General features: G+C 73.1%; 14 protein-coding genes. 4 read left to right on the top strand and 10 right to left on the bottom strand.

Annotated elements, in window-relative coordinates:
• Positions 1 to 174 precede the first annotated feature (174 nt).
• From AC6H2I_RS01270 to AC6H2I_RS01245, 6 genes are all read right to left on the bottom strand, one after another.
• Positions 175 to 8,337 carry a YDG domain-containing protein gene (locus AC6H2I_RS01270; protein WP_497498702.1) on the bottom strand — a complete coding sequence of 2,721 codons (8,163 nt, stop codon included), beginning with the start codon at positions 8,335 to 8,337 and terminating at the stop codon, positions 175 to 177.
• 18 nt (positions 8,338 to 8,355) lie between these two features.
• The gene (locus AC6H2I_RS01265) at positions 8,356 to 10,065 is read right to left on the bottom strand and encodes a ShlB/FhaC/HecB family hemolysin secretion/activation protein (RefSeq protein ID WP_497498701.1); all 1,710 of its coding nucleotides are present in this window, start codon (positions 10,063 to 10,065) and stop codon (positions 8,356 to 8,358) included.
• A 192-nt stretch (positions 10,066 to 10,257) separates the two neighbouring features.
• Positions 10,258 to 11,034: a response regulator transcription factor gene (locus AC6H2I_RS01260; RefSeq protein ID WP_497498699.1), complete on the bottom strand. Its 777-nt coding sequence runs from the start codon at positions 11,032 to 11,034 to the stop codon at positions 10,258 to 10,260.
• A gap of 226 nt (positions 11,035 to 11,260) precedes the next feature.
• The gene (locus AC6H2I_RS01255; RefSeq protein ID WP_497498698.1) at positions 11,261 to 11,464 is read right to left on the bottom strand and encodes a hypothetical protein; all 204 of its coding nucleotides are present in this window, start codon (positions 11,462 to 11,464) and stop codon (positions 11,261 to 11,263) included.
• Positions 11,465 to 11,593: 129 nt separating this feature from the next.
• Positions 11,594 to 13,474: a molecular chaperone HtpG gene (htpG, locus tag AC6H2I_RS01250; protein ID WP_497498696.1), complete on the bottom strand. Its 1,881-nt coding sequence runs from the start codon at positions 13,472 to 13,474 to the stop codon at positions 11,594 to 11,596.
• A 134-nt stretch (positions 13,475 to 13,608) separates the two neighbouring features.
• Positions 13,609 to 15,198: a hypothetical protein gene (locus AC6H2I_RS01245; protein ID WP_497498695.1), complete on the bottom strand. Its 1,590-nt coding sequence runs from the start codon at positions 15,196 to 15,198 to the stop codon at positions 13,609 to 13,611.
• Positions 15,199 to 15,382: 184 nt separating this feature from the next.
• On the opposite strand from AC6H2I_RS01245, the gene AC6H2I_RS01240 reads away from it, so the two are divergent.
• The 4 genes from AC6H2I_RS01240 (at position 15,383) to AC6H2I_RS01225 (ending at position 20,819) form a co-directional block, all read left to right on the top strand.
• Positions 15,383 to 17,905, top strand: coding sequence for a helicase-related protein (locus tag AC6H2I_RS01240; RefSeq protein ID WP_497498694.1), 2,523 nt, complete (start codon positions 15,383 to 15,385; stop codon positions 17,903 to 17,905).
• A 69-nt stretch (positions 17,906 to 17,974) separates the two neighbouring features.
• On the top strand, positions 17,975 to 18,538 hold the full coding sequence (locus AC6H2I_RS01235) for an RNA-binding S4 domain-containing protein (protein ID WP_497498693.1): 564 nt from the start codon (positions 17,975 to 17,977) through the stop codon (positions 18,536 to 18,538).
• 145 nt (positions 18,539 to 18,683) lie between these two features.
• Positions 18,684 to 19,913 carry a cupin domain-containing protein gene (locus tag AC6H2I_RS01230; RefSeq protein ID WP_497498692.1) on the top strand — a complete coding sequence of 410 codons (1,230 nt, stop codon included), beginning with the start codon at positions 18,684 to 18,686 and terminating at the stop codon, positions 19,911 to 19,913.
• A 153-nt stretch (positions 19,914 to 20,066) separates the two neighbouring features.
• The gene (locus AC6H2I_RS01225) at positions 20,067 to 20,819 is read left to right on the top strand and encodes a TerC family protein (RefSeq protein WP_497498690.1); all 753 of its coding nucleotides are present in this window, start codon (positions 20,067 to 20,069) and stop codon (positions 20,817 to 20,819) included.
• A gap of 41 nt (positions 20,820 to 20,860) precedes the next feature.
• Here the strand turns inward: AC6H2I_RS01225 and AC6H2I_RS01220 are convergent, their stop codons facing one another.
• From AC6H2I_RS01220 to AC6H2I_RS01205, 4 genes are read right to left on the bottom strand one after another with little or no spacing between them, the layout of a single operon-like run.
• Entirely contained in the window at positions 20,861 to 21,457 is a 597-nt protein-coding gene (locus AC6H2I_RS01220) for a DUF938 domain-containing protein (RefSeq protein WP_497498689.1), read from the bottom strand.
• Between the two features lie 11 nt (positions 21,458 to 21,468).
• Positions 21,469 to 21,963, bottom strand: a complete 495-nt coding sequence (locus AC6H2I_RS01215) for a RidA family protein (RefSeq protein WP_497498688.1) — start codon at positions 21,961 to 21,963, stop codon at positions 21,469 to 21,471.
• A 37-nt stretch (positions 21,964 to 22,000) separates the two neighbouring features.
• A complete protein-coding gene (locus AC6H2I_RS01210; protein WP_497498687.1) occupies positions 22,001 to 22,210 on the bottom strand; it encodes a tautomerase family protein in 210 nt (69 codons plus the stop codon).
• Positions 22,198 to 23,376 carry a YbfB/YjiJ family MFS transporter gene (locus tag AC6H2I_RS01205; protein WP_497498686.1) on the bottom strand — a complete coding sequence of 393 codons (1,179 nt, stop codon included), beginning with the start codon at positions 23,374 to 23,376 and terminating at the stop codon, positions 22,198 to 22,200. Before AC6H2I_RS01205 ends, AC6H2I_RS01210 begins: the two co-directional genes overlap by 13 nt.
• Positions 23,377 to 23,407 lie beyond the last annotated feature (31 nt).

Below are 23,407 nucleotides of genomic sequence, written 5' to 3'. Positions count from 1 at the left end.
GTCCCGCGAGTTTGCTAAAAATTGATCCAAATGTCAACGAACAGGCGATCCGCCGCAGCATCGCCCAGTCGCGCACAGCCTCACCACCATAGCGCAGCTCCGGCGCCACGGCAACGCGCAGCCATGATGCGGCCGCGGCCGCTGCAAGGGGACGCGGCCAATGGGCGGGGCCGGTCAGTCGTCGTCGCCCGCCTGTGCCAGCAGGGCTTCCAGGTTGGGCAGCCGCTCCAGAATGGCAGGCGCGACGCTGAGGGGCAGCGTGCCGGACAGCGGAAGGGTGTCCGGGGTCACGCCCCACCCGGACCGGCCGACCAGTTCCACCGGCGACACGCCCGCGCTCACCGGCGGCAGGTCCTGGGTCCGTTCGACGCTGACCGCCGGCTGGGCAAGCACCACCAGGGACCCGGGCACGTAGACGAAGGCGTAGTTGAGCGCCTCCCCGCCGCCGGGGGTGAGCGCATAGGTGCCCGGCGCGAACGGCCCGCCCACGGCCACCGAGACCATGGGAACGATGGTCAGATTGCCGATGCCCTCACCGTCGACCCAGCCGGAATAGCTCAGTGTGCCGGTGGGCAACGGGGCGCCGGCCAGGATCGTGGCGTCGTTCGCGGTGACCGTCAAAGGCGCCCTGCTGACGTCTCCGGTGACGAGTCCGGCCGCGCCCGGCAGACGGTAGTTGCCCGCCCCGGCGCCCGACAGGGCCAGTCCGGAGAGATCGACAGCCTTGCCCTGGCCGGCGTTGGCATCGGCGTAGCGCCCCACAGCCGTGACGTCGTCGCCGGCGACGACGTTGCCCAGCCCGGCGAGGGGCGCCACGGTCGTGCCGTCGTAGGCCCGCGACGCGACCGAGACGCGGGAGAGGTCGAGGGTGCGGCGATCGATGGTGCCGGTCACGCTGCCGGCGGCGGCCGGCACGCTGTAGTTGCCGGCGTGGGCGCCGGTCAGGGTGATCCCGGAGAGGTCGACGGGTTTGTCGACACCCGCGTCGGCGTCGGTGAAGCGGCCGAGGGCGGCGACGTCGTCGCTGCCGACGATGTTGCCGAACCCGGTGACCGTCGCATCGGTGGTGCCGTCGTAGATCCTGGTGGCGACCACGGCGCTGCTGAGATCGAGCGGCCGCGGCACGATCGTTCCGGTGGCGACGCCCGGCGTGGCGGGAAGCCGGTAATTCGCCGCCTGGGCGCCCGACAGGGTGAGGCCGGCAAGGTCGACCGGCTTGTCCGTCCCGGCGTTGGCGTCGCCGAAGCGGCCGAGGGCGGCAACCTCGTCCGCCCCGACGAGGTTGCCGAGTCCGGTGATGGTCGCGTCGGCGGTGCCGTCGTAGGTCCTTGTGACGACGGTGATGCCGCCGAGGTCGACCGCGCGTTGCTCGATGGTGCCGGTGAGGTCCCCCGGTGATGCGGGAAGCTGGTAATTGGACGCGGTGGCGCCCGTCAGCACGAGGCTGGCCGGGTCGACCGTCTTGCCCGTGCCGGCGTCGGCATCGGCGTAGCGTCCCTGAAGCAGGACGTCGTCGGCGCCGACGATGTTGGCGATCCCGGTGATGGCGGTGCCGGTGGTCCCGTCATAGGTCCGGGTGGACGCCACGGCACCGGACAGGTCGAGGGTGCGCGGCGTTATGGTGGCGGTGGAGCTTCCGGCGGTCGCCGGCAGGACGTAGTTGCCGGCCTTGGTGCCGGACAGGGACAGCCCGGACAGGTCCACCACCTTGCCGACGCCGACGTTGCCATCGGCGAACCGTCCCACCACGACCGCGTCGTCGCCGGGGAGGATGCCGGCGATCCCGGTCACCGCCGCCACAACCGTCCCGTCATAGACCTTGTCCACGGCGGTCACGGCGCCGCCAACGGTCAAGGTGAGCGGGTCGATGGTGCCGGTCGCGGTGCCGGCGCTGGCGGGCAGGGTGTAGTTGCCGGCCTGGGTGCCGGACAGCACGAGGCTGGCGAGGTCCACCGTCTTGCCCACGCCGGCGTCGGCATCGGCGTAGCGGCCCCGGGCCGTGACATCGTCCACGCCGACGACGTTGCCGAGCCCGGTGATCGCCGCGTCCGTGGTGCCGTCATAGGTCCTGGTGGTGACGGCGACGCCGGCCAAGTCCAGGGGGCGCCGGCCGACGGTGCCGGTGATGACGGCCGGCGCGCCGGGCAGCGCGTAGTTGCCGGCCTGCGCCCCCGACAGGGCGAGGCTGGCCAGGTCGAGCTCCTTGCCCGTGCCGGCGTCGGCGTCGACGTAGTGCCCCTGCACCACGACGTCATCGGCGCCGACGACATTGGCAAGACCGGCCAGGGTGGCGTCGGTCGTCCCGTCATAGACCCTCGTCACGGCGCTGGCACCGCCCAGGTCGAGGGGGCGCGGGTCGATGGTGCCGGCCACGGACCCCGCTGCGGCCGGGAGCTGGTAGTTCCCGGACTGGTCGCCGGACAGAACGAGTCCCGCGAGATCGACCGACTTGCCCGTGCCTGCATTGGCGTCGGCGAAGCTGCCGCGGGCGGTGACGTCGTCGCCGCCGACGACGTTGCCGAGGCCGGTGATGGCGGCGTCGGCCGTTCCGTCGTAGGTCCGGGTGGCGACGCCGGCACCGGCGAGGTCGAGGGTGCGCGGCGTGATGCTGGCGGTGGTGCTGCCGGGGGTGGCGGGCAGGGCGTAGTTGCCGGCCCTGGTGCCGGACAGGGACAGGGTGGAAAGGTCGATGGTCTTGTCCGCACCCACGCCGGCGTCGGCGAACCGGCCCTCCACCAGCGCGTCGTCGCCGGGCAGGATGCCGTCCAGGCCGGACACCGTCGTGGCGGTGGTGCCGTCGTAGACCTTGTCGGCGGCGGCCAGGGCGCCGCCGATGGACAGGGGGCGCGGGGTGATGGTCCCGGTGACGGTGCCGGGGGTGGCGGGCAGGGTGTAGTTGCCGGCCTGGGCCCCGGAGAGCACGAGCCCGGCGAGGTCCACCGTCTTGCCCACGCCGGCGTCGGCGTCGGCGTACTGGCCTCGGGCGGTGACGTCGTCGGCGCCGATGAGGTTGCCGAGGCCGGTGACATCGGCCCCGGTCGTGCCGTCGTAGGTCCGGGTGGTGACGGCAACCCCGCCGAGGTCGAGCGGGCGCCGGTCGATGGTGCCTGTGATGGCGGCCGGCGCGGCGGGCAGGTCGTAGTTCCCGGCCTGGGCGCCCGACAGCGCGAGGCTGGTCAGGTCGAGGTCCTTGCCTGCTCCGGCACTGGCGTCGAGAAAATCGCCTTGCACCGCGACCTCGTCGCCGTCGACCAGGTTGGCCACGCCGGTGAGGGCGACGCCGGTCGTGCCGTCGTAGGTCTTGGTGGCGGTGCCGGCGGCGCTGAGGTCAACGGTCAGCGGTGAGACGCTGGCCGTGGTGGTGCCCGCGGTCGCCGGCAGGGTGTAGTTGCCCGCCTTGGTGCCGGCCAGCACCAGGCTGGACAGGTCGACGGTCTTGGCCACGCCGACGTTGGCATCCTCGAAGGCGCCCTGCACCCGGACGTCGTCGCCGGTCACCAGGTTGCCGAGCCCGGACACCGTCGCCGCGGTGGTGCCGTCGTAGACGCGGTCCGCCACGGTCAGCGGGCCGTCGACCGTCAACGCCCGCCTGTCGACGACCAGGGTGCAGTCCTTGCACGCGAAGACGTAGTCCTGCCCGGCGGCGCTGGTGATGGCGGTGCCGCTGGCGACGTACTCGAAAGCACCGGCGTCCGGCGTTCCCGGGTCGTTCATCACGATGTCGCTGTCGCGCAGGGCGTCGCTCGCCCACACGCCCCCGGCGATTTCCGGCACGCAGACGGGCACGGCGTCGCCATAGGTCATGGTGAGGCCGCCCGGCGGGATGGTGACCGTCACCACGAAGGGCGAGGCGTAGAGAATCGGGTAGAGGCCGGCCTGCTGGTACCAGCCGGCGTCGAAGTCGAAGAGGGGGAAGCCGGCCTCGTGGACGTTGTCGCCTTGCGCCATGGCAACGGCCGTGGTGAGACCCGTGGCCCCGCCGCCGCACTGGGCGTCGCCGCCACAACCCGCGGCCTGGCCGGTGGACTCCGTGTCCCAATAGGCGTTGCCCAGCGCGCCCTGGTGGTCGCCGGCCAGCCCGCCGGTGGTGGCGCCATCGCCGCCGGTGACGTGGCCGGTGGCGTAGGCGGAGGTGACCGTGGACCCGGCGCCGCTGCGGCCGACCAGACCGCCCACGGCGCCGGTGCCCGACACCGCGCCGCGGGCGTAGACGTCGGTCAGGCTGCCGCCGGTGCCGGTGCCGACGAGGCCGCCCACCGCCTCGCCGCCGGAGACCGCGCCGGTGGCGTAGCTCCTGGTGACGCCGCCGTCGTTGACGCCGACCAGCCCGCCCAGGGAATCGCCGCCCGACACCGTCGCGGTGGCGAAGCTGGTGTCCACCTGGCCGCCGGCGGTGTTGGTGCCGACCAGCCCGCCGCCCGCGGTCGTGGCGCTCACGGAGCCGGTGGCGAAGACGTTCACGATCCGGCCGGCGTTCCGCCCCGCCAGCGCGCCGGCGTCGGTGCGGCCGTGCACGCTGGCCTCGGCAAGCCCGAGGTCGCGGACCACGCCGGTGGCGCCGATCTGTGTGAACAGCCCCTGGGCGTCGGCGCCGGCGTCGGTGATGGTGAGGCCGGTGATGGTGTGGCCCCGCCCGTCGAACGTGGCGGTCAGCGTGCCGAGGGGGGCGAAGCCGGTGTCGGCGTTCCACATCCCCGAGGCCGTCAGGGCCGGCATCGTGACGTTGGCGCCGAGCCGGTGGTCCACCGAGGTGTCCATGCCGGCAAGCTGGAGCTGGTAGGGGTTGGTGATGATGGTGGAGTACGCGCCGCGCAGGAACGGCCGCGTCTTGCCGTCCACCATGTACCAGGTCGTGGCGAAGCGGTCGAAATCACCGTAGCTGTCCGGGTCCATGGCCTCCGCCGTGGACAGGCCGTTCGCCGCGAAATGGCCGTCGTCCTGCCCGGCGCCGCTGTCCTGGCCGGTCGAGGCGGTGTCCCAGTAGCTCTTCTCCACCGTGCCGGCGGCGCCGTTGGTGCCCACCAGGCCGCCCACCGTCGCCCCGGAGGCACCGCCGTTGACGGCGCCGGTGGCGTAGCTGTTGGTCACCGTCCCCTCGTTGGCGCCCACCAACCCGCCCGCCGCGGCGGCGCCCGACACCGCGCCGGTGGCGAAGACGGTCGCCACCGTGCCCGCGTTCACGCCGGCCAGCATGCCGACGCCGGTGGCACCCGTCGCTCCGCCGCCGATCAGGCCGAGGTTGCGCACCACGCCGCCGGCCCCGATGGCGCTGAACAGCCCGACGCCGTCGGTGCCCACGGCCCTGACCACCAGGCCGTCGATGATGTGGCCCTTGCCGTCGAAGGTGCCGGAGAAGCTGCCCAGCGGGACGAAGCCGGTGTCGGCGTTCCACATGCCGGCGCCGCCGGCGTCGGGCACGATGATGTCCACGCCCAGGGTGTAACGCGCCGTCGGGTCCAGGCTGACGAGCTGGAGCTGGTTGGCGGTGACGATGGTGGTCGACCGCTCCGCCCGCAGGAAGGGCCGGGTGGCGCCGTCGACCATGTACCAGTCCGCGCCGAAATCGAGGTCCCCGTAGCTGGCCTGGGCGTAGACGGCCGAGCCGCCCACCCCGGTCGCCCCGCAGGTGCCCGCCGTGCCGCAGGCCTGGGCCTGGCCGGTGGTCGCCGTGTCCCAATAGGACTGGTCGACCGTTCCGCCCTCCAGGTTGCCCACCAGCCCGGCGACGTTGGTGGGGCCGGTCACGGCACCCGTGGCGTAGCTGTCGCGGACGGTGCCGTTGTCGTTGTGGCCGACCAGGCCGCCGGTGTTGCCGGATGTGCCGGTGACGGTGCCGGTCGCGTAGCTGCTCGTCACCGTGCCGAAGAGGTTCCAGCCGACGAGGCCGCCGCTGCTGCTGGAACCGGACACGGTGCCGGAGGCCCGGCTGGTCGTGATCGTGGACGAGTTCAAGCCGCTGAGGCCGCCGGTGTGGGTCCGGCCCGTCACCGCACCGGTGGCGCTGCTGGCGATGATCGTCCCCGTGTTCTCACCGGCCACGCCGCCGGTGGCGTAGGCGGTGCCGATGCCGGTCACCGTTGCCGACGCCGTGCTGGCCGAGATCGTGCCGCGATTCTCGCCGGCCAGCCCTCCGGTGTAGAATTCGCCGCGCACCTCGCCGTCGGCGCGGCTGTCCTGGATGGTGCCGAAGAAGTTGTCGCCGGCCAGCCCGCCGACATAGGTGTTGCCGACCGTCAGGCCGTGGGAGACGCTGCGCAGGATGGTGCCGCTGTTGGTGCCGGCCAGGCCGCCGACCATGGAGCCGTCGCCCCGGGTGGTCACGTCGGTCCAACTGTCGGCGATCGTGCCGGCGTTCCCGCCGACCAGCCCGCCGACGCTCGAGGAGTCGCCGGTTCCCGTGACGGCACCCTGGGCCGAGCTGTTGATGATCGTCCCGCTGTTGTACCCGGCCAGCGAGCCGGCGCCGACGCTCCCCGTCACGTTCACGTTCCGCAAGTTCAGGTTGCGCACCGTACCGGATCCGCCGATCTCTTCGAACAGGCCCTGATAGAAGCCGGCCGGCGCGCTGATGGTCAGGTTGGACATGTCGTGGCCCAGCCCCTCCAGGGTGCCGGTCAGCGTGCCCATCGGCGTGCGGGTGCCGCTCAGCGTGATGTCGGTGACCAGCGCGTAGCGGCCGGACAGGCTGGAGATGTCGGCGAGGTCGTCGATCAGTGTGAAGGCCTGGGCGTTGATGCTGAGCGCGGCGGTGGTCGGCAGGGACACCGCCGCGTTGGCGTAGAAAGTCCCACCGGCCCCGAAGGTCAGGGCCAGGCCGGCGCCGGACCCCGTCGCGGTGATGGGGGCGTCGACGACGATCGAACGGTGGGCGTCCAGCGTCAGGGTGCTGTCCGCTCCCCAGGCGATCGGCGCGGTGATGAAGATGTCGCCATTGCCGGCCGGATCCGGCGTTCCCGGGCCGCCGGTTCCGGCGGCGGTGGCCTGCAGGGTGACGCCCGTGCCGCCATCCAGCGTCGCGGCGATGGCCGTGGCGGCGGCGTCGTCGACCGTCAGGTCGTAGGGGTCGAGCACCCAGTCCCCGCCGCGGCCCGCGGGTGCGGCGGCGCTCACCCTGGCCCCGGCGACGTCGAGGCTGTGGCCGGACGTTTCGACGAAGCCGCCATCCCCTCCCGACGCACCACCCTGTGCCGCGATCGTGCCGCGGGCCACCGTCGTCCTGGCCACCAGGGTGGCGCGCCCGCCCTTGCCGGCATGGGTGGCGGAGGCATCCATGACGGCCCCGTCCGCCAGCGTCGCCGTGGCGCTGTCCCAGCCGCCGGCGGCGATGCGCCCGCCACCCTGTCCCCCGGTGGCCAGCAGCTTCGCGCCGTCCAGGATGGCGATGTCGTCTCCCAGCACGGTGATGGCTCCCCCCGATTCGGCGGCGCCGGTGCCGGAGGCGTCGAGGGTTCCGGCGACGGCGACGGCCCCCGTGGCTCCGCCGTCCAGCACGATCTCGCCGTCGACCGCCGCCACCGTGCGGGCCTGGACCACACCGTCCATGTTGATGACGTTGCGCACGATGTCGCGGGCGGCGCTGGCCGTCAGGAGCACACGCCCGCCATCCGCCTCGATCCGCCCGTGGTTGGCGGTCAACGCCTCCAGCGGCCTGCCGTCGGCGGCCGTGACCCGTCGGGCGACCGCGTCGCCGACGGCGAGGCGGATCAGCTTGTCGCCGTGGAGGTCGACGGTGAACCGGTTGCCCGCCGCAAGCTGGACGGTGCCGAGGCGGGCCTGGATGATGCCGGAGTTCTCCACGCCCGGGGCGACCAGCCCGACCAGCCCGGCTTCGGCGGCCGTGATGGTGCCGCGGTTGACGACCGATGCCGTCGCGCTGTCGCTGGGGCTGTCGAAGGTCAGGTCGCCGGCCAGGAACGCGGTGTCGGCGATGCCGCTGGTGGTGGCGATCAGCGCGCCGACGTTCACCTCGGCGCCGGCGCCGAACAGGATGCCGTTGGGGTTGGTGATGATGATTGTGCCGGCCGCGGAGACCCGCCCGAGGATCGTGCTCGCCTCAGTGCCCAGAACACGGTTCAGCACCTGCATGATCTGGTCGGCCTGGACGAAGACCACCTGTTCGCCGGCGGCGATGTTGAAGCTTTGCCAGTCGATGACCAGCCGGTCGGAATTCTGCACGACCGTGATGCGGTCGGGGCTGTCGGTGATGATCGCACCGTCCCCGGCCGTGATCCGGCCTCCCTGGGGAAGGGCCAGGGCGTGCGGCGCCGGCAGGACCATGACCAGGCTGAGGGCCGTGCACGCCAGGAGCGCCGAGCGCAGCGGGGTGTGGGGTGTCATGCCGTCTCCGTCCCTGTCTCAGTACCGGGCCACCAGGCCGAAATAGACGCGCGGGTCGCGGCCTCCGTCGCTGGCCGACGCCCCTTGCGCGTCGCTCACCGGCACGGCGGCCTCCAGGTTCAGGGCCCAGCGATCCGTCAGGTCGACGCGCAGGCCGGCACCGGCCGACATCAGGCTGCGCGCCTGCGTGCCGTCGCCCCGGTCGGCGACCAGCCAGGTGCGGCCGCCGTCCCAGAACACGTAGGCCTGCCACCCCGCGAGCCCGGGCATCTCCGGCCCGGCGTAGCGCAGCTCCAGCTTGGCGGCGAGGCCGCGGTCGCCGGTGATCTCGGCGGGGTCGTAGGCCCGGCCGTACTGGCCGCCGCCCAGGGCGAACTGCTCGGCCGACAGGAGCGTGTCCCGGGTCCACTGGCCGGCCAGGCCGGCCATGAGGCTGAACCGCCCGCCCAGCGCCTGGGTGCGGGTCGCCTCGAAGCCGAGGCTGACGTAGTCGGAGCGCCCATCGCTGACGGACAGCCGGTCGGAGCCGCTGCGCCGGGCTCCCAGCACGTCCAGGCCCTTGTTCAGGTCGAGGTTGACCAGGGTGACCGCGGGTGCTCCCCCCCAGCCGTCCACCCAGTCGTAGCGGGTTCCCAGGCGAAGGGAGCGCAGGCCGTCTTGCGAAACGATCTGGTCGCCGTGCTCCCCGGTCCGGCTGTCGCGCGCCTCCAGGCGGCCCCACAGCACCAGATTCTCGCGCCGGCTGCGGATGACGGGATGGCTGGCCCCCACCGCCACCACCTGGGCCCGGCTGCGCACCCCGAGCTCGCTCAACCAGGACCCCGGACGGGATGTGAGCCAGCCCGCCTCGGCGGACAGCGTGGTTCCCTGCGTGCCGACCGGCTGGGTGTAGGTGACCCGCCCGTATTTCAGCTCTCTCGGCTCGAACGGGGTGGTGACCGCCTGGAGGTCGATCCGCTCGCCGAGACCGAGCGTCGAGTTCAGGCTGAGCGCCCCGACCGCCTGCCATGCGCCGACGTAGCGGCTGCCCCGGTTGTCGATGCTGACCGCGGCGTCGATGGGGTCGAGCGACACGTCGATCACCAGGTCGGCGGCGCCCGGTGCGGTGTCCGACGGCACCAGAGTGCCGCTGGCGGTGGTTCCGGCGAGGTCGCCGGCCAGCAGCAGGGAGCGTTCCAGGGTGGCGAGGCGCAGGGGGCGCTCGGCGCGGATGACGTCGCCGTAGGCCGTGACGAAGCGTTCGCCCCCCTGGAGATCGCCGTTCACGATCACCCGGTCGACGAAGCCTTCGATCACCCGCAGCCGGACGGTGCCGTCCCGGCCGATCCGCTGGGGCGGGACGATGGCCTGGCTCAGCAGGTAGCCGGACCGGACGTAGAGGTCGGTGACCGCCTCGGCCACCCGGTACAGGGCTTCCACAGAGACCGTGGTGCCAAGAAGCGCCGCGTACAGCGGGCGCAACGCCTCGGGCGTGAACACGGTGGTGCCGTCAATGACGACGCCTTGCAGGCGGAAGGTGGCCGCTCCGGCTCCGTCCGGCACCGCCAGGGCCGGGCCGCGGGGCGGGGCGGGGGCCGTTCCGTCGGATCGCGGGGCGGGTGGCGGCGAGAAGCGCCGTTCAAGCTGGCCGGGATCGACGCTGCCGGGAAGGGAGGTTTGTGCCGCCACGTCACTGGTATGGAATGCCGACAGGATCGCGGCCAGCGGCGCCAGCCGTGCCCATCGCACCGCCGCGCTCCGTCCCCTTCCCCGCCGGTCGCGCATGGCCACCCACACCCCCACGCCTACGGCGCTTTCCCCACCGCATGCCCGGAAGCCCGTCGGGGAGGTCGTCACCAATCGTTCGTGGGATAGCTGTACTGGAAGGCGCCGGAGGGGTCACATCCACTAAACAGTAGGGGATAGACCTGAACCCATTGATTATCTCGCGTTTTTTAGCCAGATGCTCATCAGGCCGGCGCGGCTGTGCACACCGAATTTCCGGAAGATGCTCACCACGTGCTGGTGCGTCGTCGAGGGCGCGAGGGCGATCCGATGGGCGATCTGCTTCTCGGGCGCGTCGGTCAGCAGCAACCGCAGGATGGCGTGCTCCGTCGGGGTGAGCGGTGCCGTCGCGACGAGCAGGCTGTGGCTCAGCATCAGATGGTTGTGGAACCACTTGATGCCCCGCAGCGCATAGGCCAGGGCCTCGACGTGCGCATCGGTGAAGGGCTGGCCCGAATAGAATCCGAAATGGGATTCACAGTCCTCGTTCAGCGGGAAGCCGACGAAGACGGCGTCGTGGATGCCGGCCGAACCGTAATAGGCGTTGTGGAACGGGCTTCCGAACCATTCCGGCGGCAGTTCCCGCCGGAAGGAGTAGGTGCGGAAGCTTCCGACGCCGCGCATCGGCAGGAGGAAGGAGGGGTCGATCTCCCGCCGGTCCCAGTGGCGCAGGATGTTCTTGAAGAAGCTTTCGTCCGGATAGGGCTCGACCGGCTTCAGCGACCGCATGCCGACCGTCCGCCATCCCATCAGCGGATCGTCGTCGGCCGCCTTGTCGACGCGGATGGCGCCGCCCCAGGTCGCATTTCCGGCGCCGCATACGGCGCAGAGCGACGACATCAGGTGGGTGACGGCTTTGTCCAGGTCGCTGGTGCCAAAATCCGTCAAGGCATCCCAGAGGCGGTGAATCCCCTCTCGCGTCTCATCGTTCATCGCGCGCCGGAGTCCGTCACCATTCCTCTCTCGTGCGCAGGCAGCCGGGACACGGCATCCTTTCGCGCACACCGGAACGCATGGCGCGAAGGGGCACCGGCCCGAGCGGAGCCTTGCGGCATCGGCAGTATTGATACCAATCGAACGTAAGCTGGGCAATACGACTTGGCCGCACCCCGGACGGGATCTTCAACGGGATGGGCTGCCGAAGCGGCCGCCCGCCGGTCTAGCCCTCGCGGGCCAGCAGCTCGTCCAGCTCCGCCACCTTGCGACGGGCCTCGGCGATGCTCTGCAGGGTCATGTCGATGGACTGGCCAGACGCGTCGCGGGTGGCGACCTGCATGCGGCCCGACTCCAGCCACTCCAGCCTGGCCTGCTGCTGCATGCGCTCGTGCCGGCACCAATCGGCCAGCGTGTCGTGGGGTGCCATCGCGTCCCTCCTCGGTTCCGGTCGTGTCCTCCACCAGAAGGGTAGGAAGCCGGACGCCGCGATGACACCCCCCAATCCGCCGGGAGCCCGGCCGTTTTCCCGCCCAGCGGAATAGCGGCCGTCCGCCCGTCAGGCGGCCAGCCCCTTGGCGACCAGCGACGACAGGCGGCGGGCGAAGGCCACCGGGTCGGGCACCGGGTCGCCCTCGACGATGCGGGCCTGGTCGAGCAGCAGCCACGCCACCTCGCCCAGGTCCGGGTTGGCGCCGTCCGCCTTGGCGCGGTCGGCCAGCCGTGCCACCAGCGGATGGCCCGGGTTCAGCTCGAGGATGCGGGTCGCCTCCGCGGCACCCAGCTGCTTGTGCTGCTTGAGCAGGCGCTCCAGGTGCATGTCCATGTCGTTCTCGTCGGCGACCAGGCAGACCGCGCTGTCGGTCAGCCGTTCGGAGCGCCGGACGTCCTTCACGGCGTCGCCCAGGGTCAGCTTGAACAGGGCGATCAGGCTGTCGAGGTCGCCGGCCTCGGCCTCCTCGGCGGGCGTGGCGTCGTCGGCGTCGTCGGCCGTCTTGATGCGGCCGAGATCGGCCCCGCCCTTGGTGACCGACTTGAAGCGCTTGCCCTCGTGCTCGCCGACCGCCGGCACCCAGAACTCGTCGACCGGGTCGGTCAGCAGCAGCACCTCCACGCCCTTGGCCTTGAAGCCCTCGATCTGCGGGCTGCGGCGCAGCGCCTCCTCGTCGTCGCCGGCGATGGTGAAGATGGCCTCCTGGCCCTCCTTCATGCGGCCGATGTAGTCGTCGAGCGACACCAGCCCGTCGCCGTGGGTCGAGCGGAAGCGCAGCAGCTTCATCAGCTCCTTGCGGTGCTCGAAGTCCTCGTAGAGCCCCTCCTTCAGCACCGCGCCGAAGTTCTCCCAGAAGGCGGCGTATTCCGCCGCCGCCTCGGGATCGCCCGCCTTTTTGGTGAGCTCGCCGAGCACCCGGCGCGTCAGGCCGGAGCGGATCTTGGCCAGCATCGGGTTGTGCTGGAGCATCTCGCGGCTGATGTTGAGCGGCAGGTCCTCGGTGTCGACCACACCCTTGAGGAAGCGCAGGTAGGGCGGCACCAGCCCGTCCGCGCCGTCGGTGATGAAGACCCGCTTGACGTAGAGCTTCACCCGGTGCGCCCGCTTCGGGTCGAACAGGTCGAAGGGCTTCATGGAGGGCACGAACAGCAGGTTCGTGTACTCGATGGCGCCTTCCGCCCGCCAGTGGATGGTCAGCCAGGGATCGTCGAAGGCGTGGCCGACGTGGTGGTAGAACTCCTTGTACTGCTCCTCCGTCACCTCGCTCTTGGAGCGCATCCACAGCGCCGAGGCGCTGTTCAGAGTCCGTGTCTCCTCACCGGCGGCGAAGCGGATGGGGATGGCGATGTGGTCGGAGTATTTGCGCACGATGGTGGAGAGGCGCATCTCCTCCAGGTACTCGTCGTCGCCCTCGCGCAGGTGCAGGACGATGCGGGTGCCGCGCGGCGCGTCGGCGGCCGCCGCCACCGTGAACTCGCCCTTGCCGTCGGAGGTCCACAGCCAGCCCTGGTCCTCGCCGGCCTTGCGGGTGGTGACCTCGACCCGGTCGGCGACCATGAAGGCGGAGTAGAAGCCGACGCCGAACTGGCCGATCAGGCTGACGTCCTTCTTGCTGTCGCCGGAGAGCTGGCGCATGAACGCGGCGGTGCCGGAGCGGGCGATGGTGCCCAGGTTCTCCACCAGGTCCTCGCGGTTCATGCCGATGCCGTTGTCGGCGACGGTCAGGGTGCGCGCCTCCGTATCGGGGGTCAGCACGATCTGGAAGTCGGCGTCGCCGGCGGTCAGCTCGGGCTGGGTCAGGGCGGCGTAGCGCAGACGGTCGCAGGCGTCGGAGGCGTTGGACACGAGTTCGCGCAGGAACACGTCCTTCTCGCTGTAGAGCGAGTGCGCGACGATGTCGAGCAGGCGGCTGACCTCGGCCTGGAAGCTGAGCCGTTCCTCGGTCATCGGAATCACCATTCCACGGGTTGTTGTCGGGTGCGGGTGTGCGGTGGCGCGGCCGCCGGGGACGAGCCCGTCGGCCGCTGCCGGCGGATATGTGTGGGAGTGCCGGCGCCCGCGCAAGTGGCAGGCGGCGGCCGTCAGGGCGTGGACTTCCGCCGGACCGGCGGCGCCCCCCCGAACAGGGCGGACATGTCGGCGCCGTTGAGGCGCAGCCCGCCGTCCTCCGTCACCTCGATCCGGTAGACCCGGAGGTCGCCGCTCCCGTCGGCGTCCGGCTGCCCCATGGCCTGGAGCAGGGCGATGATGCCCAGCGTCTCCTGGGCCTCCTCGTCGGGCTGGCGGCCCGGCTGCGGGCGCAGGGCGTCCGCCGCGGCGTCGAGCCCGCGCAACCGCACCGTGAGGTCGGCCACCGCGCCCAGGGCGGAGGCGGGGGCGATGCGGGCCACGCCCTCGGTGCTCGCCCCCAGCGCCGGCGATTGCAGCTGCATCCGCTCGATCCGCAGCGCCGTTCCGGCGTCCCTCAGCAGCGCCAGCACCCGGGCCCGGGCGTCGGCGCGGGCGCGCTTGTTCCCGGTCCCGGCGACCACGTCGGCCAGCGCCGTCCACAAGGTGCGGCCCGGCAGGTCGGTGAGGGCCAGCGTGATCTCCACCTGGTCGGGGGTGAACTCCCGCGGCGCCAGGGACGGGGTGATGGCGAGCCCGCGCGCCTCGAGTCCGAACGAGGCCGACCCCCGTGCCGCGCCGACCCCCTGCATCCCGCCCTGCAGGGCGATGCGGTCCAGGCGCAGCGTCCGCGCGCCGGGGTCGCGGACCGACAGTCCGGTGACGGTCGTGCGGAGCGTCACGTTGGCGGCCAGATCGGACATGCGTTCGAGCACCATGACGATCGCCTGCAGCGGGTCCGCCATCCCCCGGAGCTGGCGGTTGAGCCGGGTGGCCTCGGCCGGATTCATGCCGTCGGCCTCCACCTCCACGGTCCAGCCGTCGACGTGGAGCGTCGACGATCCATCCCCGTCGTCGGTCATCGACAGGTTGCTGATCGCCAGCGCCGCCGGTCCGCCCCAGGTGGCCGGTCCGTCGGGCTGGAAGTCCTGCAGGTAGGTGATCGCGCCGATGGTCGCGCGCCCGTCGGTCTCGGGCGAGTCGACCACCACGTCGTTGACGACCATATCGGCCGTGAGGAAGGTGTCGAACGGGGCGATCCACTCGCCCTCGATCCGGTGCTCCCCGATGGTCAGGCTGCCGACCGGCTCGTCCTCCTCCCCGGCCACCACGGGCATGGTCGTGGGCAGCGTCGCCGCGACCGCGTAGCGCCCCGCGCCCAGCGGGCGCACGCGCAGCCGGATCACCCCGATGTCGATGCGGTTGCCGTCGGTGCCGGTGGCGCTCAGCGCCGGCAACGCCACGTCGTAGTGGTCGCCGGCCGGCGTGACCTCGGGATCGTCCTCCCAGTCGAAGGCGGTGGTGGCGTCGTCGTCGTCGCCCAACAGGCGCGCCATGCCGTCCGCCAGGGAGTCGGCCAGGGCCGCGGCCCCCGCCGCGTCGATGGCCGGCGCCACCGCCGCCGGCGCCGCCATCGCCGCCGCCGCCGCGGCGTCCGCAGCGTCGGCCGTTGCCGGCGATGGCGGCACGGCCTGGGCCAGCGCCGCGCCGGGGGTGCCGGCGGCGAGCGCCAGGGCGAGGGCGCCGGCAAGGGCGGGGAACGGGCGGCGCGTCGGCGGTCGCATGGGGCCTCTCGGGCGATCGGGATCGGGAGGGTCCAGTTAACAGCGTTCGCCGCCCGCGGTCCATGCCATCGCACGGGGGACCGGGCAAGGGGGTGCACCGCCGCCCGTCCGCCCCCCCGTCCGCCGCCCCATCTGGTTGCGCTTGTGCTTGCATCCCGCGGCGCAGCGACCAATGCTTAGGGCCATGGCTGCAGCCTTCTACGATCCGTCCGGCCCGGCGGCGCGGGTGACCGCGGTGTTGGGCCCGACCAACACCGGCAAGACCTATCTCGCCATCGAGCGGATGCTGGGCTACCGGACGGGCATGATCGGTTTTCCGCTGCGCCTGCTGGCGCGCGAGAACTACGACCGGATCGTCGCCGCGAAGGGCCGCAACGCCGTCGCCCTGGTGACCGGCGAGGAGAAGATCCTGCCGCCCAACCCCGCCTATTGGGTGTGCACGGTGGAATCGATGCCGCTGGACCGCGTCGTCGATTTCCTGGCGGTGGACGAGATCCAGCTCTGCGCCGACCCCGAGCGCGGCCACATCTTCACCGACCGCCTGCTGCACGCCCGCGGCGAGGTCGAGACCATGTTCCTCGGCTCCGACATCGTCCAGCCGCTGATCCGCCGACTCGTGCCGCGGGTCGAATTCATCGGCCGGCCCCGGTTCTCCCAGCTCACCTACGCCGGCCACCGCAAGCTGACCCGGCTGCCGCCGCGCTCCGCGGTGGTCGCCTTCTCCGCCACCGACGTCTACGCCATGGCCGAGCTGCTGCGGCGCCAGCGCGGCGGCACCGCGGTGGTGCTGGGGGCGCTCAGCCCGCGCACCCGCAACGCCCAGATCGGCCTCTACCAGGCCGGCGAGGTCGACTACCTCGTCGCCACCGACGCCATCGGCATGGGCCTCAATATGGACGTCGACCACGTCGCCTTCGCCCGCATGGTCAAGTTCGACGGGTTCCAGCCGCGCCGCCTGCGCCCCACCGAGGTGGCGCAGATCGCCGGGCGCGCCGGGCGCCACATGCGCGACGGCACCTTCGGCACCACCGACGAGGTCGGCGAGCTGGAGCCGGAGCTGGTGGACCGGGTCGAGAACCACAGCTTCGAGACCCTGAAATCGCTGATGTGGCGCAACGCCGCGCTGCGCTTCGACACGCCGGGCTATCTGCTGAAATCGCTCGAGGAGCGGCCCGGCCTTCCCGAGCTGATCCGCGCCCGCGACGCCGACGACCACCTGTCCCTGCAGGCGCTGGTCCGCGACCCCGACGTGCTGGCCCTGGCCAAGGGCAGGCCGGCGGTGCAGCTGCTGTGGGAGGTCTGCCAGGTTCCCGACTTCCGCAAGGTGCTGTCGGACGCCCACACCCGCCTGCTCGGCCAGATCTACCGCTTCCTGCGGGCCCCGGCCGGCCGCCTCGACGAGGATTGGGTGGCCCGCCAGGTGGCGCGCCTGGAGCGCACCGAGGGCGACATCGACGCCCTGGTGGCGCGCATCGCCCACATCCGCACCTGGACCTACATCTCCAACCGGCCGGCGTGGCTGAGGGACCCCCTGCACTGGCAGGAGCGCACCCGGGCCATCGAGGACACCCTGTCCGACGCCCTGCACGAGCGCCTGACCCAGCGCTTCATCGACCGCCGCTCGGCCACCCTGGTGCGCACCCTGAAGGACGGACGGGCGCTGGTCGGCGGGGTGCGCGCCGACGGCGAGGTGGTGGTGGAGGGCCATCCCGTGGGGCAGCTCGACGGCTTCCGCTTCGTGCCCGACGCCCCGGACCGCTCCGACGAGGCGCGGGCCCTGCTCACGGCGGCGCGGCGCGCCCTGGTGGACGAGCTGGCCCGCCGCGTCCGGGCCTTCGAACAGGAGCCGGACGCGGCGTTCGGGATGGCCGCCGACGGGACGCTGCGCTGCCACGGGCGGGCGGTGGCGCGGCTTGCCGCCGGGCCTTCGGTGCTGGCGCCGATGGTGGTTCCCCTTGGCGACACCCTGCTCGACCAGGCCCAGCGCGACCGCCTGCGCCTGCGCCTGGAGGCGTGGCTGAAGGGGCATGTCGGGCACCGCCTGAAGCCGCTTCTGGCGCTCGGCAAGGCCGAGGACCTCACGGGCACCGCCCGTGGCCTCGCCTTCCAGCTCGAGGAGGGGCTGGGGGTGCTGCCGCGCCCGGCGGTGGCCGGGCTGATCGACGGCCTCGACCGGGACGATCGCCGGGCCCTGGCCCGGCACGGCGTCCGCCTCGGCGTGACCCACCTCTTCGTGCCGGCGCTGATGAAGCCGGCGGCGGTGGAGCTGCGGGCGCTGCTGTGGGCGGTCCATGCGGGGCTGCCGCTGCCGGCCCCGGCGCCGCCGTCGGGCCGCGTGTCGGTGACCATCGACGAGACCGGCCCCGGCGCCGGCGCCTGCCCCGCCGCGTTCTGGGACGCCATCGGCTATCCGCTGGTGGGGCGGCGCGCGGTGCGCGTCGACATGCTGGACCGCCTCGAGGTGGAGCTGCTCAAGGGGCGCGACGGCACGCCGCCGGCCGAGGCGGCGCTGGCCCAGATCATCGCCACCGGGGCGGAGGAGCTGGCGGCGGTGCTGGGCGCCCTGGGCTACACCCGCATCGCCGCCGCGGACGGCACCGCGGCGTGGCGCCGCCGCCGGCCGGTGCGCGCCCGGCCGCCCCGCGACAAGCCGCCGCCCGCCGACCATCCCTTCGCCAAGCTGCGCCACTTCCAGGGCGCCGGGTGACGGCGCCGCATGCCAGACCCGATCCCCCAGACCCGCCCCCCAGACCCGACCGGCCACGCTGGACCGCCCATGACCGACACCACCCCCTCCCCAACCTCCGACCCGATTTCCGACCCGGCCCCCGACCCCGCCCGCGGTCGCGCCGACGACCTGGACGACGACCGCGCCGATGACGGCACCGGTGATGACGGCGCCGATGATGACGGAGCCGATGATGACGGCCCCGATGACGGCCCGCCCCCGGCGGAGACCGCCGGCGCCGGCCGCCTGCGCATCGACAAGTGGCTGTGGTTCGCGCGCTTCTACAAGACGCGCAGCCTGGCGGCCAGGACGGTGGCCGGCGGCGGCTTCCGGTGCTCGGGCGCGCTGGTGGCCAAGGCGCACCACGCGGTGAAGCCCGGCGACGTGCTGACCTTTCCCCAGGGGCGCCACATCCGCGTGGTCAGGGTGCGGGCGCTGGGCGCCCGGCGCGGCCCCGCCGACGAGGCGCGCACCCTCTACGAGGACCTCGCCCCGCCGGCCCGGGAGACCGCGATGGAAAACGCCGCACCGGCGGCGCGGCCGCCCGGCAGCGGCCGCCCCACCAAGCGCGAGCGCCGGGCGGTGGAGCGGCTGCGCGACGGCGAGGGGTGATTTCGTCGGTCATGGACTGCTAGAACGGGGCTGCCAGAACTGAGCTGCCAGAACAGGGCGGCCAGAACAGGGCGGCCAGAACACCCGGCCGGGTGGCCGGCCGCCCGCGCCGCAACGGCCCTTTCCCTGCCAGGAGCCGGTCCCCGTGAGCCAGACCATCGCCACCCTCGCCGACCTCCTCGATCCGGTCACGCCGGAGGCGTTTTTCGCCGAGCACCATCTCAAGCGGCCGCTCCACATTCCCGGGCGGCCGGAGAAGTTCGCCTCGGTCATGGGGTGGGAGACGCTGTCCGACCTGCTGTCGCGCAACGCCCTGTGGTCGGACGCGTCGCTGCAGCTCGTCCTGGACCGCCGCACCGTGCCGCCGCCGGACTATTGCCGGCCGAGCCGCGGCATCGGCGGCGCCCCGGCGATGATGGCCGATCTCGACCGGGTGGGCGAGTGGCTGCGGCGCGGGGCGTCGCTGGTGTGCAACGACATCGACACCCTGACCCCCCAGCTCAAGGCGGTGGCCGGCGCGCTGGAGGAGGGTGTGGGCGGCAAGGTGCAGGCGAACCTCTACTGCTCCTGGAAGGCGCATCCGGCCTTTCCCAGCCACTACGACACCCACGACGTCTTCGCCGTGCACGTGGCCGGCGAGAAGCTCTGGCGCGTCTACCAGCGGCCGGTCGAGGACCCGGTGTCCCACCCCGCCTACAGCCACGGCCCGCACTGCCCGCACGACAGCCGGATGGGGGCGGTGAGCCAGGAGGTGCTGCTGAAGCCCGGCGATCTTCTGTACCTGCCGCGCGGCTGGTACCACGACGCCCTCGCCAGCTCCGCCGGCACCATGCACGTCGCCTTTGGCCTGACCTCGGTGGTCGGGCTGGACCTGGTGTCGCTGCTGTTCGAGCGCGCCGTCCACGATCCCCTGTTCCGCCGCACGGTGCCCCACCCCGCGCGCGACGGCGACGGCGCGGTGGCCGACCACCTCGCACGGCTGGGGGCGCGGCTGGCCGAGTACACGCGGGAGGCGGCGACCCTGGAGCAGTGGCATCGCCAGGTGTCCGCGTTCAGCGTCCCCCGGCCCTCGCTCTCCCTTCCGGCCCTGGTGCCGGACGTCGCCCCCGCGCCCGCGGCCGCGGCGCCGGCGCGGCGCTGGCGCCGCAACCGCAGCACCTTGAAGGTGCTGGAGCGTCCCCAGGGCTGGCTGCTCAGCGACGGTGCCAAGGCGGTGCCGATCCCGCCCGGCATGGGCCCGGTCGTGGCCTGGGTGGTCGGGCGTGAGTCGTTCGTCGAACCCGACCTTCTGGCCGCCTTCCCGGACCGGGGCGGCGCTGCGCTGCGCCGGTTGCTGGCCGACTTGGAGGCGATGACCGTGGTCGCCCCGGACTGACCGGCGCACCGGCGGCGCGGGCGCGGGTGCTCCACGTGGCGCCGGCCACACGGCGCGCGGAAATCCGCCGGGATCGGCCGATCGGACGGTTGCGCCGGCCCGGGTGCCGCCGCATCCTGGCGCGCCTTTCGCCGTCCGGAGCACTGAGCGACCATGGAGTCCATCACCGTCCTCCTCGCCGACCCCTCGGCCTGGGCCGCGCTCGCCACCCTGATCGTGATGGAGGTGGTCCTCGGCATCGACAACCTGATCTTCATCTCGATCCTCACCAACAAGCTGCCGGAGGACATTCGGCCGAAGGCGCGGCGGGTCGGGATCGGCCTGGCCCTGATCCTGCGCCTCGCCCTGCTGGGCACGGTGGCGATCATCGTCCAGCTGACGGAGCCGCTGTTCACCGCCTTCGGCCACGGCTTCTCGTGGCGCGACCTCATCCTGATCGCCGGCGGCCTGTTCCTGGTGTGGAAGGCGACCAAGGAGATCCACCACAACGTCGATCCCGACCCCGGCCCCGACATGTTCGAGGCGGACAAGGCGGGCACGACCTTCGCCGCGGCCATCGGCCAGGTCCTGGTGCTCGACCTGGTCTTCTCCATCGACAGCATCATCACCGCGGTGGGCATGACCGATCACATCCCGATCATGGTGGTGGCGGTGATCGTCGCCGTGACGGTGATGATGCTGGCCGCGACGCCCCTGGCCAACTTCATCCAGGCCAACCCCAGCGTGGTGATGCTGGCGCTGGGCTTCCTCTTGATGATCGGCATGACCCTGATCGCCGACGGCTTCGGCGTCCACGTGCCCAAGGGCTACATCTACGCGGCGATGGCGTTCTCCGCCGGGGTCGAGGCGCTCAACCTGATCGCCCGCCGGACCCGCCTGCGCAAGAAGGCGGCCGGGGCCGACTGATCGGCCGGCGGGGGCGAGCGGCGCCGGGCGTCCGGCCCCGCTCACCCGCGGCGGAGCACCACGGTCAGGTTGTTGGCCGGCATCGCGGCCACCTCCTCCAGGCGGAAGCCGTCGGCGGCCGCGGCCACCGCCTCCAGGTCGCGCACCCCCCAGGACGGGTCGCGCTGCCGCAGGCTGGCGTCGAAGGCGGCGTTGCTGGGGGCGGTGTGGCGGCCGTCACGGCGGAACGGACCGTACAGCACCAAGGGCGCGCCGGGGCCGAGCAGGCGGGCGGCGCCGCGCAGCAGGCCCAGGCCCGCCGCCCAGGGGGCGATGTGGATCATGTTGATGCACACCACCGCGTCGGCGTGCGCCAGCGGCCAGTCCGCCGCCGCCGCGTCGAGGGCCAGCGGGGCCAGCAGGTTGGCCAGGCCAGCGCCGTCGCGCCAGGCGGCGACGCTGGCCCGGGCCTCGGCGCCGGGGTCGCTCGGCTGCCACGTCAGCCCGGGCAGGGCGGCCGCGAAATGGACGGCGTGCTGGCCGGTGCCGCTGGCCACCTCCAGCACCAGCCCGCGCGGCGGCAGGGCGCGCCGCAGCACCGCCAGGATGGGGTCGCGGTTTCGCTCGGCCGCGGGGGCGTGCTGGCGGGCGTCGGTCATGGCGGGGACCTTCAGCGCACGGCGACCGCCTCGATCTCCACCCGGGCGCCCAGCGCCAGCCCGGCGGCGGCGAAGGCGGATCGGGCGGGATAGGGCGGTTCCAGACAGGATTGGTAGACGGCGTTGAAGGCCGGCCAGTCCGCCATGTCGCGCAGCATGACGGTGACCTTCACCAGATGGCGGGTGGTCATGCCGTTGGCCCTGAGCACGGCGGCGAGGTTGTCCAGGGCCTGGCGGAACTCCTCCTCGGCCGACCCGTCGACCAGGTCGAGGGTGCCCGGCCGGACGCCGATCTGGCCCGACAGCCACACCGTGTCGCCCACCGCGACGCCGTCGGGGAAGGGCAGGCCGGGCGCCAGCACGCCGCTGGGCGGGAGCGGGACGGGCCGGGCCGGCGACCGGGCCGCGCCGCGCCGGGCGCCGCGGGCGGTCAGGGCGCTGACGCCCAGGGCGGCGGCCAGCGCCAAGGCGGGCAGCAGCACGGTCCAGAGGGCGGGGCCGTCCATGTCCTCTCCTCTCCCCTTTGCGGTGGCGGGGCCAAGGCTATCCCGGGTTGGGGCGCGCCCGCAACAGGGTGACGGTCTCGCCGCCGATCCCCCAGTTGTCGGTGTCGACCTCGTCGATCACCACCACGGTGGTCGCCGGATTCTTGCCGAGAACCTCCACCAGGAGCTGGGTGGCGCCGGCGATCAGGCGGGCCTTCTGCTCCGGCGTGGCGCCCTCGCGGGTGATCTTGATGTTCACGTACGGCATGGAACGCTCCCCGTGCTGGCCCCGGCGCGGCGCGCCAGCACCATGCCGGCGGCCAGGCACAGGGCCGCCAGCGCCACCGCGGCGGCGGCCCCCGCCAGGGCGGTGTCGAAGCTGCCGGTGCGCTCGACGACGATCCCCGCCGGCAGCGGACCGAGGATCTGCCCCAGCCCGTAGGCCGCGGTGAGCGCGCCGATCACCCGCGCCGACGCCCCGCCCGACAGCCGCCGGCCGAGGGTGAAGGCGAGCGTGACGATGCCGATGAAGGTAAGGCCGAACAGCGCCGCGGACACCACCCCGGCCACCGGGCCGCCCAGCAGCGGCAGGGCGATGCCCACCGCCTGGAGGAGATGGGCGGCGATCAGGCCCTGCCACAGGCCGAACCGGCGGCCGACGGCGGTCCACAGCGGTCCCGAGGGCACGGCGGCCAGGCCGGCCACCATCCACGCCGTCTCGCCCACCGCCGCGGTGTCGGGGGACGCCTTCAGCAGCGCCACCAGGAAGGTGCCGGTGATGATGTAGCCACCGCCCTCCAGGAAGTAGGCCGCGGTCAGCCACAGCAGCGGCGGCGGCAGCCGCGCCCCTCCGTCCCGCGCGGGGCCCGCCGCCGCGGCCGGGGCGGGGCGGTCGTGCACCCACAGCCACACCGGCAGCGCCAGCGCGGTGCACAGGGCGCCGAGCACCAGCCAGTCGCCGGCCCAGCCGAGCCGGCCGCCGGCCAGGGCGACGAACAGGCCGGAGCCGGCGATGCCCAGCCCGACGCCCATGTAGATCCAGCCGCCCAGCGCCTCCCGCCCCGCCCGTGCGAGGGCGTCCAGGGTCATGGCGATGCCCAGGATGAAGACGCCGGCGCTCGCCAGGCCGGACACGAAGCGCAGCACCGCCCACGCGGCGAGGCCGTCGGTCAGCCCCATGCCGGCGGTCGTCGCCAGGCTGGCCACCAGGGCGGCGCGGAAGACGGTGGTGCGGACCGCGCCCCGGGGCACCAGCCCGGCCGCGACGGCGCCGAGGAAATAGCCGAGATAGTTCAGCGAGGCGAGCAGCCCCGCCCCGTCGCCGCCCAGCCCCGTCGCGTCCTGCATGGCCGGCAGGATGGGGGTGAAGGCGAACCGCCCGATGCCCATGGCGACCGCCAGCAACAGCACACCCCCGGCCAGTTCCCGCACCATCGTCCCTCTCCCCGTCGTCGGCGAGGCACCA

The sequence above is a fragment of the Azospirillum sp. NS33 genome, from assembly GCF_059703765.1.
Note: the sequence above shows the minus strand (reverse complement) of the source record. Positions and strands in the feature narration are given on the sequence as shown.

Coding starts and splice junctions, on each gene's coding strand:
- AC6H2I_RS01270 (WP_497498702.1), bottom strand. CDS start 8,337: ATGACACCCCACACCCCGCTGCGCTCGGCGCTCCTGGCGTGCACGGCC.
- AC6H2I_RS01260 (WP_497498699.1), bottom strand. CDS start 11,034: ATGAACGATGAGACGCGAGAGGGGATTCACCGCCTCTGGGATGCCTTG.
- AC6H2I_RS01255 (WP_497498698.1), bottom strand. CDS start 11,464: ATGGCACCCCACGACACGCTGGCCGATTGGTGCCGGCACGAGCGCATG.
- htpG (WP_497498696.1), bottom strand. CDS start 13,474: ATGACCGAGGAACGGCTCAGCTTCCAGGCCGAGGTCAGCCGCCTGCTC.
- AC6H2I_RS01245 (WP_497498695.1), bottom strand. CDS start 15,198: ATGCGACCGCCGACGCGCCGCCCGTTCCCCGCCCTTGCCGGCGCCCTC.
- AC6H2I_RS01240 (WP_497498694.1), top strand. CDS start 15,383: ATGGCTGCAGCCTTCTACGATCCGTCCGGCCCGGCGGCGCGGGTGACC.
- AC6H2I_RS01235 (WP_497498693.1), top strand. CDS start 17,975: ATGACCGACACCACCCCCTCCCCAACCTCCGACCCGATTTCCGACCCG.
- AC6H2I_RS01225 (WP_497498690.1), top strand. CDS start 20,067: ATGGAGTCCATCACCGTCCTCCTCGCCGACCCCTCGGCCTGGGCCGCG.
- AC6H2I_RS01220 (WP_497498689.1), bottom strand. CDS start 21,457: ATGACCGACGCCCGCCAGCACGCCCCCGCGGCCGAGCGAAACCGCGAC.
- AC6H2I_RS01215 (WP_497498688.1), bottom strand. CDS start 21,963: ATGGACGGCCCCGCCCTCTGGACCGTGCTGCTGCCCGCCTTGGCGCTG.
- AC6H2I_RS01210 (WP_497498687.1), bottom strand. CDS start 22,210: ATGCCGTACGTGAACATCAAGATCACCCGCGAGGGCGCCACGCCGGAG.
- AC6H2I_RS01205 (WP_497498686.1), bottom strand. CDS start 23,376: ATGGTGCGGGAACTGGCCGGGGGTGTGCTGTTGCTGGCGGTCGCCATG.